This window comes from Streptomyces sp. NPDC031554 (assembly GCF_055580685.1).
The window spans coordinates 447,155-460,501 of sequence record NZ_JBVIKX010000002.1 but is presented as its reverse complement, the minus strand read 5'-3'; the positions used below and the strand labels follow the sequence as shown (position 1 = coordinate 460,501).

The window sequence follows — 13,347 nt, the reverse complement described above, 5'->3', positions numbered from 1 at the left end:
GTGGGGTGGTCGCCAGGGGCCCTGTGGGGTGGTGGCCGGCTCGGGCGCCGCCGTCCGCGCGGGAACGCCCGGACGGGACGGACGGTACGGACGGTACGGACGGTACGGACGGTACGGACGGGACCGGGCGCGGTCCGCGCGGACGGCGGCGCGTCAGCCCGGTCGCGAGCCCGGTCTCACGGTCGTGCCCGTCAGCCCAGTCGCGCGGCGAACGCCGCGTACGCCTGTTCGTCGAAGAGGACGAACCTGACCTCCTCCACCGCCGTCGGCGTCGCCCGTACGGTCTCCACCGCGATCCGCGCGGCGTCGTCCAGGGGCCAGCCGTAGATGCCGGCGGAGACGGCCGGGAAGGCGACGGTGCGGGCGCCGAGCTCGTCGGCGACGCGCAGGGACTCGCGGTAGCAGGAGGCCAGCAGCTCCGAGCGGTCCTCCTCGGCGCTGTGGCGGGGGCCGACCGTGTGGATCACCCAGCGGGCGGGAAGCCGGCCGGCGGTGGTGGCGACGGCCCGGCCGGTGGGCAGGCCCTTGCCCAGGTGTCCGGCGCGCAGCTTGCGGCACTCCTCCAGGATCGCGGGACCGCCGCGGCGGTGGACGGCGCCGTCGACCCCGCCGCCGCCCAGCAGCGAGGAGTTGGCGGCGTTCACGACGGCGTCCACGGACTGCGTGGTGATGTCGCCCCGGACGAAGGTGACGGCGGTCATGGCGGATCTGCCTCTCTCCGCGAAGGCGGGGTCTGCGGTGACGGCGGTACGCGGGGGCGGCGCGGCGACGGCGGTGCTACGGCTGTTGCCGCAGCCTGCGCCAGACCGCCTTGGCCGCGTTGTGGCCCGACATGCCGTGGACGCCGGGGCCCGGCGGGGTCGCCGAGGAGCAGATGAAGACGGCCGGGTGCGGGGTGGTGTACGGGAACAGGGAGAGTCTGGGGCGCAGCAGGAGCTGGAGGCCGGACGCCGCGCCGGTGCCGATGTCACCGCCGACGTAGTTGGCGTTGCGGGCGGCGAGTTCGGCGGGGCCGGCGATCGCGCGGGCCAGCACGCGGTCGCGGAATCCCGGCGCGAAGCGCTCCAGTTGGCGTTCCATCGTGTCGGTGAGGTCACCGGACCAGCCGTTGGGCACATGGGCGTAGGCCCAGAAGACCTGCTTGCCGGCCGGGGCCCGGCCGGGGTCCACGACACCGGGCTGCACCGTGATCAGGAAGGGCTTCCGCGAGGGGCGGTCCCCCCGGGAGGCGGCCTGCAGGGCGGCGCCGATCTCCGCGCTGTCCGCGCCGATCTGGACCGTGGTGGCGCGGCGGGCCTCCTCGGCGGTCCAGGGGACCGGGCCGTCGAGCGCGTAGTCGATCTTGTAGACGCCGGCGCCGTACCGGTAGCGCTCGTAGAAGCGGCCGAGGCCGGCGATGCGGGCCAGGGCGGTGGGCGAGGTGTCGAAGACGTAGGCGCGGGCCGGCGGCAGGTCGTCGAGGCGCTTGACCTCGTAGTCGGTGTGGATGACGCCGCCGAGGTCCTCCAGGTAGGCGGCCAGGGCGTCCGAGACGGCCTGGGAACCGCCGCGGGCCACCGGCCAGCCCCGGGCGTGCGCGGCGAGCGCGAAGGCCAGACCGACCGCGCCGGTGGCGAAGCCGCCGAGGGGGGCCATGACGTGGGCGACGAGCCCGGCGAAGAGGGTCCTGGCCTTCTCGTCGCGGAAGCGGCGCGTCAGCCAGGTGGACGGGGCCAGGCCGGCCAGGCCGAAACGGGCGAGGGTGACGGGGTCGCGGGGCAGTGCCGTCAGTGGCAGCGACATGAAGTCCCGCACCAGGACGTCCCACTTGGGCAGGAACGGCTCCACCAGCCTGCGGTACGCGCCCGCGTCACGGGGGCCGAAGGAGGCGGCCGTCTCGGCGACCGAGCGGGACAGCACGGCCGCGCTGCCGTCGGGGAAGGGGTGCGCCATGGCCAGCTCGGAGTGGAGCCATTCGAGGCCGTACCGCTCCAGGGGCAGGGCGCGGAAGGCGGGCGAGTTGATACCGAGGGGGTGTGCGGCGGAGCACGGGTCGTGGCGGAAGCCGGGGAGGGTGAGTTCCTCGGTGCGGGCGCCGCCGCCCACCGTGTCCTTCGCCTCGAAGAGGGCGACGGAGAAGCCGCGGCGGGCCAGCTCCACGGCGGCCGTCAGGCCGTTCGGCCCCGCTCCCACCACCACGACATCGAGCATCGACGACACTTGGACCCCTTCGTCAGCCTGCGGCCTCCGGCATCAGGATATGCCGGGGACACCACGGCGTCGGCGGCACGGTGGAACGCGGTCGTGGACCGCCGCCGGCACGGACGCGGGTGTGGGCGTGAGCCGCCGCCGGGGCGGACGCCGGCACGGCCCGGGCCGAAGACCGGGGCGGAAGGCCGGGGACGAGGACGCCCGGAGGGGGCGGGGACGGGTGCGCCGGGAGGTCAGGGGCGGGTTCCGGCCAGCAGGCCGGTCACCCGGCGGGCCGTGGCCGCGTCCCGGGCGGCCGTGAACGGCAGGGAGTTGCCGCCCGTGATCCTGAACGGCTCACCGCCGAGGGTCAGATGGGCACCGCCCGCCTCCTCGACCAGCAGCAGTCCGGCCGCGTGGTCCCAGGCCGCCTCCCAGGAGAAGGCCGTGGCGTCCAGCTCGCCGCGGGCCACGGCGAGGTACTCCAGGCCCGCCGAGCCGCAGGCGCGCGGGGCGACGCCGTCCGTCCACAGACCGAGCAGGGCGCGCTTCTGGTCGTCGGTGGTGTAGTCGGGGTGCGAGGTCGCCACCGTGAGGTCGCGGCCGGGTGCGGGCGGACCGGCGAACAGCCGCTCGCCGTCCAGGAAGGCACCGCCGCCGCGCACGGCGGTGGCCAGCTGGTCACGGGCGGCGGCGTACGTCCAGGAGGCGTGCACGACGCCGTGCCGGGCGAGGGCGACCAGGGTGCAGAAGCCGTCGTCGCCGTGCACGAACTGCCGGGTGCCGTCGACCGGGTCGACGATCCACACCGGGGCGTCGCCCCGTATCGCCTCGTAGACCGCCGGGTTGGCGTGCACCGCCTCCTCGCCGACGACGACCGAGCCGGGCAGCAGGGCGCCGAGGGCCTCGGTGAGATACAGCTCGGCGTTGCGGTCGGCGTCCGTGACCAGGTCGTGCGGCCCGGTCTTCTGGTCCACCTCGTGCGCGGCGAGCCGCCGGAAGCGCGGCAGGATCTCCGTGGCGGCGGCCTTGCGGACCGCGGCCTCCACGTCACCGGCGTGGCGGGCGAGAAACTCGTCGATGGTTTCCGTGTACTCGATCATGCCTCCATGAGAACACGCCCCACTGACAATCCCCGCCGCTCCGGTGCACACCCGGTGGAATCGGGATGAAGACGAAGGGCGGACGCGAGGCGGGAGAGAGGAGGAGGGGAGGCGGGCGACGCGACGCGGGAGGCCGGCCCGGCCCTGGTCCCGGCCATCGCCACCGCCACCGCCATCGCCACCGCGTCGGCGTCCCCCCGCGTCAGCGCCCCACCGCGTACCCCTGCATCCCCCGCGGGTTCGCCGCCGCCGACAGGATTCCCGTCTCCGGGTCCCGGGCGACGGCGCACAGCCGGCCCTCGGACCACGGATCGCCGACGGTCACGTCGTGGCCGCGTGCGCGGAGGTCCTCGACGACGGACCGCGGCATGCGGGACTCCACCGTCAGGCTGCCCGGCCGCATGCCGCGGGGGTAGAAGGAGCCGGGGAAGGCGTCGGTGTGCCAGTTCGGGGCGTCGATCGCACCCTGGAGGTCCAGGCCGCCGCGCACCCGCGCGCGCAGGGCCACGGCCAGGAAGAAGTGCAGCTGCCACTGGTCCTGCTGGTCGCCGCCCGGGGTGCCGAAGGCCAGGACCGGGACGCCGTCGCGCAGGGCGACCGAGGGCGTGAGGGTGGTGCGGGGACGGCGGCCGGGGGTGAGGGAGTTCGGCAGGCCCTCCTCCAGCCAGGCCATCTGCAGCCGGGTGCCGAGCGGGAAGCCCAGTTCGGGCACGACCGGGTTGGACTGGAGCCAGCCGCCGCTGGGAGTGGCGGCGACCATGTTGCCCCAGCGGTCGACGACGTCGAGGTGGCAGGTGTCGCCGCGGACGGCCCCGTCCGCGGCGGTCTCGGGCTCCCCCGGCACCGGGGAGGTCGAAGGCTTCGCGACGGTCGGCTCGCCGGCGCCCAGGGGGCCGGCCCCGGGCTCCCCCGTGGTCACCACGCGCGCGTGGGCGCTCAGCCGGGGCTCACGTCCGCCGGGTCCGCCCGGCCGCAGCTCGTACGAGGCCCTGTCGCCGATCAGCGCGCGCCGGCCGGCGTTGTACGGCGCCGAGAGCAGCTCGTCCAGCGGGACCTCGGCCGCGTCGCCGTACCAGGCCTCGCGGTCGGCCATGGCGAGCTTGCAGCCCTCCACGAGGAGGTGGACGTAGTCGGCGGAGCCGGGGGCGGGCAGCTCCGGCGGGAGGAGGGCGAGCTGCTGGAGGAAGGCGGGGCCCTGGCTCCAGGGGCCCGCCTTGCAGACGGTCCAGCCGTTCCAGTCGTACGTCGCCGGCGCCTCGTAGGACGCGGACCAGCCGGCGAGGTCGGCGGCCGTGAGCGTGCCGGTGCGGCGCTCGCCGCTGGTGTCCAGGGTGGGGCGCCCGGCCTGCCGCACGAGGGCCTCGGCGATGAATCCGCTGCGCCAGACCTCCCGCGCGGCGTCGATGCGGGCCTCCCGGTCCCCGGCGCCGGCCGTCTCGGCGAGCAGGCGCTTCCAGGTGGCGGCGAGCGCGGGGTTGCGCAGCAGCCGGCCGGGGCGGGGCGCCCGGCCGCCGGGCAGGTAGACCTCCGCGGAGGACGTCCACTCGGTCGCGAACAGTTCGCGCACGGTCTCGACGGTCGCGCCGACGTTCTCCACGGGCGCGTGCCCGTGCTCGGCGTATCCGACGGCGTGTTTCAGGACGTCGTCGAGGGACTTGGTGCCGTGGTCGCGCAGCAGGAGCATCCAGGCGTCGAAGGCGCCGGGCACGGCTGCCGCGAGGGGGCCCGTGCCGGGGACGAGGTCGAGCCCGAGGCCGCGGTAGTGGGCGACGGTCGCGCCGGCCGGGGCAACGCCCTGCCCGCACAGCACCCGCACCTCGCCGCCCGCGGGGGCCAGGAGGATCGGCACCTCTCCGGCGGGGCCGTTGAGGTGGGGTTCGACGACGTGCAGCACGAAGGCACCGGCCACGGCGGCGTCGTAGGCGTTGCCGCCGTCCTCCAGGACGGCCATCGCCGACTGGGAGGCCAGCCAGTGGGTGGAGGACACCATGCCGAAGGTGCCCTGGAGGGTGGGACGGGTGGTGAACGGCACTTCTCACCTCTTCGTCGGCTCTTCGTCACGTCCGCCGGCTCTTCGCCATGTCCGCCGGCTCTTCGCCACGCGACCGCCGGTGGACCGGCGCCCGGATGGTACCCCCGGCCCCCCGCGGGCGTGACGGGCGGCGTGTACGCGTGGCCGGTTCCCCCTCCTGCCCGCCCCCTCCTCCCTCTCCCCCCGCCCCCGCCCGCCCGTCCGCCCGTCGTGGCGGGAATCCCACGTTCCGCTGTCACCGCGCCACCACGGAGCGAGTTCGCCCTTCCGCGTCACAGGGAGTCGTGTGAAACTGACGTCCCCGTCCGCGTCGTGGACCCCGTCCGCACCGTCCCCCACGAAAGTGCGCCGTGCGTTCTCTCCCTCTGCCGCTCGCCCTCGCCGCGCGGCTGACCCCGGTGGTCGTGCTCGCCTGCGCGGGCTGGGCGCTGTCGTCCGGTCCGTCCGACTCCGGGAAGGCCACCGCGGCCAAGGACACGCAGAAGCCCCGCTCCGAGTCGTCCGCGCCGTCCTCGACCACGGTCACCAAGACCTACGGCGCCGCTCCCGCGCCCTGCACGAGCGTGTCCGCGAAGACGGTGAGCTCGCTGGTGCCGGCCGCCAGGACGGCGGGCAAGGAGATCCCGTCGACGGACACCTCCCTGCGCCGCACCTGCTCCTGGAACGCGCTCAAGGGCTACGACTACCGGTGGCTCGACGTCTCCTTCGAGCTGCTGGAGTCCGACGAGTCCGCCGCGAGGTCGTACGAGGACCGCACCACGGAGAAGAACGGCGGCGGGGCCGTTCCGGGACTCGGGGACGAGGGCTACTCGGTGGTGAACCTGACCACGGAGGACAAGCAGCAGACCCGTGAGGGCACCGTCGTCGCGCGGGTGGCGAACGCGCTCGTCGTCGTCACCTACAACGGCAGCGACTTCGAGTCGAAGAAGGCTCCGAGCACGGACGAGATCAACAAGGGCGCGATCAAGGCGGCGAAGGAAGCGGTCGCCTCGCTGAAGGCCGCCGCGGTGAACTGAGCCCGGCCCGAACGGGGCGCCGGAGGGTCCCGTGACCCGCCGGCCGCCCCGCCCGTCGTGCGTGACACGTCACACGCCACGCCTCCGCGCCACGTCTCGCACGTGGCGCGTCACGCCGCCTCACGTCGCGTCAGGCGTCACACGGTGGTCCTCCCCCGTCCCCTCGCCGACATCAGCACCACGTAGAGCGCCATCGAGGTGCCCAGGCCCACGGCCCAGCCGTAGTCGGCCAGCGGCTCCAGCGCCGGGACGGGCCGCCCGTCGACCAGCGGATCGAAGTTCGCGCCGCCGACGGCGAGGACACCGCCCACCACGAAGGCCGCCACGGCCCGCCAGTTCCAGCCGGCGTCGTACCAGTACCGGCCTCCGGCGCGGTAGAGGTCGGTCAGGTCGAGCTTGCCGCGGCGCAGGATCCAGTAGTCGGCGATGAGGATGCCGGCGACCGTGCCGAGCAGGCCGCCGACCAGGCCGAGCCAGGTGAAGATGTAGCCCTGCGGGTCGGAGTACAGCTTCCACGGGAAGATCAGCACACCGAGCACGCAGGTGGCGAGCGCGCCGGTGCGGAAACTCACCTTCCGGGGCGCGACGTTGGAGAAGTCGAAGGCCGGCGAGACCAGGTTGGCCGCGATGTTCACGGACAGCGTCGCCACCAGCACCGTCACCAGCGCGAACAGCAGGCCCACGGCGTTGTCCGTCTTGGCGGCGAGCTGTACCGGGTCCCAGATCGTCTCGCCGTACACGGCCTGCGAACCGGAGGTGACCATCACCGACAGCAGGGCGAAGAGGGTCATGGTCGTGGGCAGGCCGAGGGCCTGCCCCCAGGTCTGCGCCCTCTGCGACTTCCCGTAGCGCGTGAAGTCGGGGATGTTCAGCGACAGCGTCGACCAGAAGCCGATCATGCCCATGAGGGACGGCCAGAACAGCTTCCAGAAGTCGCCGCCCCAGCCCAGCCGGGAGGGCTGGTCGAGCAGCGGGCCGAACCCGCCGGCCTTGTCGCTCATCCAGACCAGCATCACGAGCGCGCCGACGAGGACGAAGGGCGCAGCCCAGTTCTCGAAGCGGCGGATGGTCTCCATGCCGCGGAGGATGATCACGACCTGGAGCGCCCAGAAGATCGCGAACGACAGCCACATCGTCCAGGGGTGGCCGCCGAACGCCCCGGCCTCGCTCCAGCCGTTGCCGATCAGTTTCCCGGCCAGGAAGAAGATCGCCTCGCCGCCGATCCAGGTCTGGATGCCGAACCAGCCGCACGCCACCAACGCCCGTACGACGGCGGGGAGGTTGGCGCCTCGAACACCGAAGGAGGCGCGGGCGAAGACCGGGAAGGGGATGCCGTACTTCGGTCCCGCGTGCCCGGTGAGCAGCATCGGCACCAGCACGATCAGGTTGGCGAGGGCGATGGTGAGCACCGCCTGTTTCCAGTCCATGCCGACGGCGATCAGACCGGAGGCGAGGGTCCACGAGGCCGTGTTGTGGGCCATGCCGATCCACAGCGCGGAGAAGTTGTACGTGGTCCAGGTGCGCTTCTCGACGGGGACCGGCAGCAGGTCCTCGTTGGCGTAGGGGCCGCTGGGCGGCGGCGAGCCGGGGGCGATCTCCACCCGGCCGTCGGCGAGGGTGGTTTGGGAGGTCGGCGGTATGGCCGTGGGAGCGGTGTCGGTCATGGGCAGGCCAATCGGACGAGGTGGGACGGGAGAGGCCGTGCGGGCGGTACCGGAGGGCTGCGCGGGAAGGCGCCCCGGCCCCCTCCCCCGGACGGCGGGGAGGGGGAGTTCCTGAGGGGGGTCGGCGGGCCGGCGACCGGTCCGGCGTTCAGCCGTTGACGGCGGGGATCACCCGGGAGCCGTAGGCGTCGATGGTGGCCTCCTGCGCGTCGTGCATGTCGTAGACGGCGAACTGGTCGACGCCCAGCTCCCGCAGCGCGTTCAGCTTCTCGATGTGCTTCTCCACCGGTCCGACGAGGCAGAAGCGGTCGACGATCTCGTCGGGCACGAACCGGGTGTCGGGGTTGTCGGCGCGGCCGTGGTGGGAGTAGTCGTAGCCCTCACGGGCCTTGATGTAGTCGGTGAGTTCGTCGGGCACGGCGGCGGAGTGCTCGCCGTACTTGGAGACCAGGTCGGCCACGTGGTTGCCGACCATCCCGCCGAACCAGCGGCACTGCTCGCGGGCGTGGGCGAGCGCCTCGGGCGAGTCGTCGTCGGTGACGTACGCCGGGGCGGCGACGCAGATCCTCACCTCGGCGGGATCACGGCCGACGGCGACGGCGGCGTCCTTCACCGCCTTGACCATGTACTCGGTGAGGTACAGGTCGGCGAGCTGGAGGATGAAGCCGTCGGCCTCCTCGCCGGTCATCTTCAGCGCCTTGGGACCGTACGCGGCCATCCAGACGGGGAGTTCGGCGCCCGGCCCGATCCACGGGAACCTGATCACCGTGCCGCCGAGGTCGGCCTCGTCGCCGCGGCCGAGGGCGCGGATGACCTTCATGGCCTCGCTGATGCGGGCGAGGGTGTTGGGCCTGCGGCCCGCGACGCGCATCGCGGAGTCGCCGCGGCCGATGCCGCACACCGTGCGGTTGCCGAACATGTCGTTGAGGGTGGCGAAGGTGGAGGCGGTCACCTCCCAGGTGCGGGTGCCCGGGTTGGTGACCATCGGGCCGACCGTCAGACGGCTGGTGTTGGCCAGGATCTGGCTGTAGATGACGAACGGCTCCTGCCAGAGCACGGCCGAGTCGAAGGTCCATCCGTAGGTGAAGCCGTTGCGCTCGGCCCGCTGCATCAGGCTGATGACCTTCGAGGCGGGCGGGTCGGTCTGCAGGACGAGTCCGAAGTCCATGGCACCACTCCTAGTTGAGGTACTGACAGGTGGAGCGCGGGATGTAGGCGCCGTGACCGGCGCGCCCGGTGTACTCCCGCTCGGTGACGACGGGCTCACCCCGGGAGAGGACCGTCTCGACGCGGCCGGTGATCCGCCTGCCCTCGTACGCCGAGTAGTCGACGTTCATGTGGTGGGTCACGGCGGAGACGGTCTGCTCCGCGTGCGGGTCGTAGATCACGACGTCCGCGTCGGCGCCCGGGGCGATGGTGCCCTTCTTCGGGTACATGCCGAACATGCGCGCCGGGGCGGCGCAGGCGATCTCGATCCAGCGGCGGCGGCTGATGTGCCCGTCGACGACGGCCTGGTGGAGCAGGTCCATGCGGTTCTCGACGCCCGGCAGACCGTTGGGGATCTTGGAGAAGTCGCCCCGGCCCAGCTCCTTCTGGCCCGTGAAGCAGAAGGGGCAGTGGTCGGTGGAGACCACCTGGAGGTCGTCGGTGCGCAGGCCCTGCCACAGCTTGGCCTGGTGCGCCTTGGGCCGCAGCGGGGTGCTGCACACGTACTTCGAGCCCTCGAAGTCCGGTTCGGCGAGGTTGTCCGTCGACAGGAACAGGTACTGCGGACAGGTCTCGCCGAAGACGTCGAGCCCCTCGTCGCGCGCCCGGGCCAGTTCCGCGACCGCCTCCATCGCCGAGACGTGCACCACGTACAGCGGCGCGCCGGCGACCTGCGCGAGCCTGATGGCCCGGTGGGTCGCCTCGGCCTCCAGCAGCGCCTTGCGCACCTCGCCGTGGTGGCGGGGGTCGGTCTCGCCGCGCGCGAGGGCCTGCTCGACCAGGACGTCGATGGCGATGCCGTTCTCCGCGTGCATCATGATCAGGCCGCCGTTCTCGGCGGAGCGCTGCATGGCGCGCAGGATCTGGCCGTCGTCGCTGTAGAAGACGCCCGGGTACGCCATGAACTGCTTGAAGGAGGTCACGCCCTCCTCCACCAGCAGGTCCATCTCCTTGAGCGTCTCCTGGTTCACGTCGGAGACGATCATGTGGAAGCCGTAGTCGATCGCGCAGTTGCCCTCGGCCTTGGCGTGCCAGGTGTCCAGGCCCTCGCGCAGGGTGCGGCCGACGCTCTGCACCGCGAAGTCGACGATCGTCGTGGTGCCGCCCCAGGCGGCCGCGCGGGTGCCGGTCTCGAAGGTGTCGGAGGCGAAGGTGCCGCCGAACGGCAGCTCCATGTGGGTGTGGACGTCGACCCCGCCCGGGATGACGTACTTCCCGGTGGCGTCGATGACCCGCTCGGCCGTCCAGGCCTCGGCGGCCGGGGTGCCGGAGGCGGCGAGGGCGGCGATACGGCCGTCCTCGATCAGGACGTCGGCGTGGATCTCGTCGGACGCGGTGACGACGAGGCCACCCCGGATGACGGTTCGGCTGCTCATGCTCCCTCTCCTGCCGTGTTCAACACGTGTGTCGTGCCCGAAGGCCGCCGCCGGTCCGGGCCCGTGCACCGGACCGGCGGCGGCCGGCTACGGGGCGGTCAGCGGGCCGTACGCCTCCGGGCGGCGGTCCCGGTAGAACTGCCAGCGGTCGCGGACCTCGCGCAGTGTGGCCATGTCCAGGTCGCGGACGACGAGTTCGCTCTCCTTGTCGCTCGCCACCTCGCCGACGAACTGCGCCTCGGGGTCCACGAAGTACGAGGTCCCGTAGAAGTCGTTGTCGCCCAGTTCCTCGACGCCGACCCGGTTGATCGCGCCGACGAAGTACTCGTTGGCCACGGCCGCGGCCGGCTGCTCCAGCTGCCACAGGTAGGCGGACAGGCCGCGCGAGGTGGCGGACGGGTTGAAGACGATCTCGGCGCCCTCCAGGCCGAGGGCGCGCCAGCCCTCGGGGAAGTGGCGGTCGTAGCAGATGTAGACGCCGATCCTGCCGGCGGCGGTGTCGAAGACCGGCCAGCCGGCGTTGCCGGGACGGAAGTAGAACTTCTCCCAGAAGCCCTTCACCTGCGGGATGTGGTGCTTGCGGTACTTGCCGAGGTAGGAGCCGTCGGCGTCGATCACCGCGGCGGTGTTGTAGAGGACGCCGGGCTGCTCCTCCTCGTACATCGGCAGCACCAGGACGATGCCGTGCTCGCGGGCCAGGGCCCGGAACCTCTCGACGATCGGGCCCTCGGGGATCCGCTCGGCGTACTCGTAGAACGCCGGATCCTGGACCTGGCAGAAGTAGGGGCCGTAGAACAGCTCCTGGAAGCAGAGGACCTGGGCGCCCTGGGCGGCCGCGTCGCGCACCGCCTGCTCGTGCACCCGGATCATCGACTCCTTGTCGCCGGTCCACGCGGTCTGGAAGACGGCGGCTCGGACCACTTGGCTCATCGGGACCTCCGGTCGCTCGGTGTGCGAGGAGCCTAGGAAGTCCGCGAGCGGGCTTTGAGGTGCACCGTGTCACGTCCGGGGGCGTCCGGCGTGCCACCGTGTCACGACCTCGCCGGCACATGTTTCACCACCGTTCTCCCAGGTCGTCGGATGTTCCACTCCTGTTGCGCGCCGGGCGGGCCGGCCTTTCCCGTCAGTGGTGCGCCGCGCCGTCCGGCCCGCCGCGGGTGCGGCGGGGACCGGCCGCCGCGGCCCGGCTCACGCCTGCTGCGCGTCGTGCGCGAGGAGGGCGATGTGCACCGACGCGGCCTGCTCGAAGTCGTCGAGGTCCACGCCGAGCCGCACCTGGATCGCCTCCAGCCGCCGGTACAGAGCGGGCCGTGAGACGTGGTGGAGCAGGGCGGTGCGGGACTTGTTGCGGCCGGTGGCGAGGTAGGTGCGCAGGACGGCGAGCAGGTCGTCGCCGGCCGCGCACAGCAGCCCGTCCAGTTCCCTCTCGGCGAAGGCCTGGACGTGCGGGTCGTCCCGCAACAGCCGTATCAGTCCCCGCAGACGGACGTCCTTGAGGCGGACGACGGCCGGCAGGTCGAGGACGTCGGAGGAGTCGGCGACGGCGTCGGCGACGTGCCGGGCCTCGCGCAGCCCGGCGGGTACGTCGTCCCAGGCGGTGCGGGGGGCCGCGGCGGCCACGACGGTGCCGCCCTCCCCGGACTCGGTGCGCAGCCGGGCCGCGAAGTGCGCGGTGAGCGCCTGGGCGTCCTGGTCCCGGGCCAGGCTGAGCAGGACGGCGGTGGCCCCGTCGGCGAGTTCGGCGACCAGGCCGGCCATGCCCAGCAGGCGCAGCATCCGCTCCAGCCGGGCGCGGTCGCCGTCGCGGACCACCAGCGGGACGAAGGTGCGCCGGTTGACCGGCAGGCCTGCCGCCCGGGCCCGGGGCAGCAGGTGGCGGGCCGCCACGACGCCGGAGACCAGGTCGGTGACGAGGCCCTGCGCGGACTGTTCCTCCCAGGAGCGGGCGGAGGTGCCGCCGAGCATGCGGTGCAGGACGAGGGCCTCGGCGGCCCGGTCGGCGAGCAGCCGCCCGCCGGCGGTGTCGCCGCGGTAGCCGCAGAGCACGATCCGGCCCCAGCGTTCGCCGCGTCCGCCCAGTTCGGCGCGGATCCAGCCGTCGCCCTCGCTGCCGCCGGCCTGCCGGGCGATGCGTTCCCAGTCGCGCAGCACGTCGTCGACCGCGGACCGCTCCCCCGCGGTGGCGAGGACCCGGTGGGCGAGGTTGGTGACGACGACGGGACAGCCGGTGTGGTGGGCGATCTCGTCGAGCAGGTGCTGCAGCGGCGCACCGGCGGTGATGAGCGCGGTGAGCGCGGTGCGCACGGCCTCGGAGAGGCTGACGGCGGCGAACTTCCGCCGCACCAGCCGCGCCTGGACCTCCTCGGTGAGTTCCGCGAAGGGGAAGGGGCGGTGCAGGACGACCATGGGCAGGCCGCACCGTTCGGCGGCGCGCCGCATCCTGTCCGGCGCGGCGGGGAAGGCCCGGCCGAGACCGAGCACGACGGCGGCTGCCTCCGCCCGGTGCAGTGAGCGGATGTACTCGGCCTGCGCGTCCTCGTCGCCGGCGAGGAGCACTCCGGTGGTGAGGACCATCTCGCCGCCGCTGAGCATCACGCCGACGTCGGCGGCCTCGGCGACGTGCACCCAGCGCACGGGCCGGTCGAGCTGGGCCGCGCCGGCCACCACCTCGGGCTCCCCGGCCAGTACGCGTTCCAGCGCGAGGACCTGACGGACCGACAGGAGGGGTTCCAGGGGCTCGGCGGGCCCCGGGTGCTCCCGGGTGGTGGTGGTCATGGCGTG

At 73.4% G+C, this 13,347-nt stretch carries 10 protein-coding genes; 1 reads left to right on the top strand and 9 read right to left on the bottom strand.

The window, feature by feature from the left end:
* Positions 1-191: 191 nt before the first annotated feature.
* From ACZ5FU_RS07470 to ACZ5FU_RS07455, 4 genes are all read right to left on the bottom strand, one after another.
* A complete protein-coding gene (locus ACZ5FU_RS07470; protein WP_451527241.1) occupies positions 192-701 on the bottom strand; it encodes an O-acetyl-ADP-ribose deacetylase in 510 nt (169 codons plus the stop codon).
* Between the two features lie 76 nt (positions 702-777).
* Complete coding sequence (locus ACZ5FU_RS07465) at positions 778-2,190, bottom strand: phytoene desaturase family protein (protein WP_469045104.1); 1,413 nt, start codon at positions 2,188-2,190, stop codon at positions 778-780.
* A gap of 233 nt (positions 2,191-2,423) precedes the next feature.
* Positions 2,424-3,272 (bottom strand): inositol monophosphatase family protein, encoded by an 849-nt coding sequence (locus tag ACZ5FU_RS07460; protein ID WP_451527239.1) that lies wholly within the window; start codon positions 3,270-3,272, stop codon positions 2,424-2,426.
* Positions 3,273-3,474: 202 nt separating this feature from the next.
* On the bottom strand, positions 3,475-5,262 hold the full coding sequence (locus tag ACZ5FU_RS07455) for a gamma-glutamyltransferase family protein (RefSeq protein ID WP_451527346.1): 1,788 nt from the start codon (positions 5,260-5,262) through the stop codon (positions 3,475-3,477).
* Positions 5,263-5,654: 392 nt separating this feature from the next.
* Here ACZ5FU_RS07455 and ACZ5FU_RS07450 point away from each other — a divergent pair, with 392 nt between their 5' ends.
* Positions 5,655-6,320, top strand: coding sequence for a hypothetical protein (locus ACZ5FU_RS07450; RefSeq protein WP_469045062.1), 666 nt, complete (start codon positions 5,655-5,657; stop codon positions 6,318-6,320).
* Positions 6,321-6,457: 137 nt separating this feature from the next.
* On the opposite strand, the gene ACZ5FU_RS07445 is transcribed toward ACZ5FU_RS07450, so the two are convergent.
* The 5 genes from ACZ5FU_RS07445 to ACZ5FU_RS07425 form a co-directional block, all read right to left on the bottom strand.
* Positions 6,458-7,984 carry an NCS1 family nucleobase:cation symporter-1 gene (locus tag ACZ5FU_RS07445; protein ID WP_468644256.1) on the bottom strand — a complete coding sequence of 509 codons (1,527 nt, stop codon included), beginning with the start codon at positions 7,982-7,984 and terminating at the stop codon, positions 6,458-6,460.
* A gap of 148 nt (positions 7,985-8,132) precedes the next feature.
* Positions 8,133-9,152, bottom strand: a complete 1,020-nt coding sequence (locus ACZ5FU_RS07440; RefSeq protein ID WP_469045061.1) for a TIGR03842 family LLM class F420-dependent oxidoreductase — start codon at positions 9,150-9,152, stop codon at positions 8,133-8,135.
* A 10-nt stretch (positions 9,153-9,162) separates the two neighbouring features.
* The gene (gene hydA / locus ACZ5FU_RS07435) at positions 9,163-10,566 is read right to left on the bottom strand and encodes a dihydropyrimidinase (protein ID WP_468834459.1); all 1,404 of its coding nucleotides are present in this window, start codon (positions 10,564-10,566) and stop codon (positions 9,163-9,165) included.
* Between the two features lie 87 nt (positions 10,567-10,653).
* Positions 10,654-11,496, bottom strand: a complete 843-nt coding sequence (locus tag ACZ5FU_RS07430; RefSeq protein WP_451527234.1) for a nitrilase-related carbon-nitrogen hydrolase — start codon at positions 11,494-11,496, stop codon at positions 10,654-10,656.
* 258 nt (positions 11,497-11,754) lie between these two features.
* On the bottom strand, positions 11,755-13,341 hold the full coding sequence (locus ACZ5FU_RS07425; RefSeq protein WP_451527233.1) for a PucR family transcriptional regulator: 1,587 nt from the start codon (positions 13,339-13,341) through the stop codon (positions 11,755-11,757).
* Positions 13,342-13,347 lie beyond the last annotated feature (6 nt).

Coding starts and splice junctions, on each gene's coding strand:
- ACZ5FU_RS07430 (WP_451527234.1), bottom strand. CDS start 11,496: ATGAGCCAAGTGGTCCGAGCCGCCGTCTTCCAGACCGCGTGGACCGGC.
- hydA (WP_468834459.1), bottom strand. CDS start 10,566: ATGAGCAGCCGAACCGTCATCCGGGGTGGCCTCGTCGTCACCGCGTCC.
- ACZ5FU_RS07425 (WP_451527233.1), bottom strand. CDS start 13,341: ATGACCACCACCACCCGGGAGCACCCGGGGCCCGCCGAGCCCCTGGAA.
- ACZ5FU_RS07445 (WP_468644256.1), bottom strand. CDS start 7,984: ATGACCGACACCGCTCCCACGGCCATACCGCCGACCTCCCAAACCACC.
- ACZ5FU_RS07465 (WP_469045104.1), bottom strand. CDS start 2,190: ATGCTCGATGTCGTGGTGGTGGGAGCGGGGCCGAACGGCCTGACGGCC.
- ACZ5FU_RS07440 (WP_469045061.1), bottom strand. CDS start 9,152: ATGGACTTCGGACTCGTCCTGCAGACCGACCCGCCCGCCTCGAAGGTC.
- ACZ5FU_RS07470 (WP_451527241.1), bottom strand. CDS start 701: ATGACCGCCGTCACCTTCGTCCGGGGCGACATCACCACGCAGTCCGTG.
- ACZ5FU_RS07460 (WP_451527239.1), bottom strand. CDS start 3,272: ATGATCGAGTACACGGAAACCATCGACGAGTTTCTCGCCCGCCACGCC.
- ACZ5FU_RS07455 (WP_451527346.1), bottom strand. CDS start 5,262: ATGGTGTCCTCCACCCACTGGCTGGCCTCCCAGTCGGCGATGGCCGTC.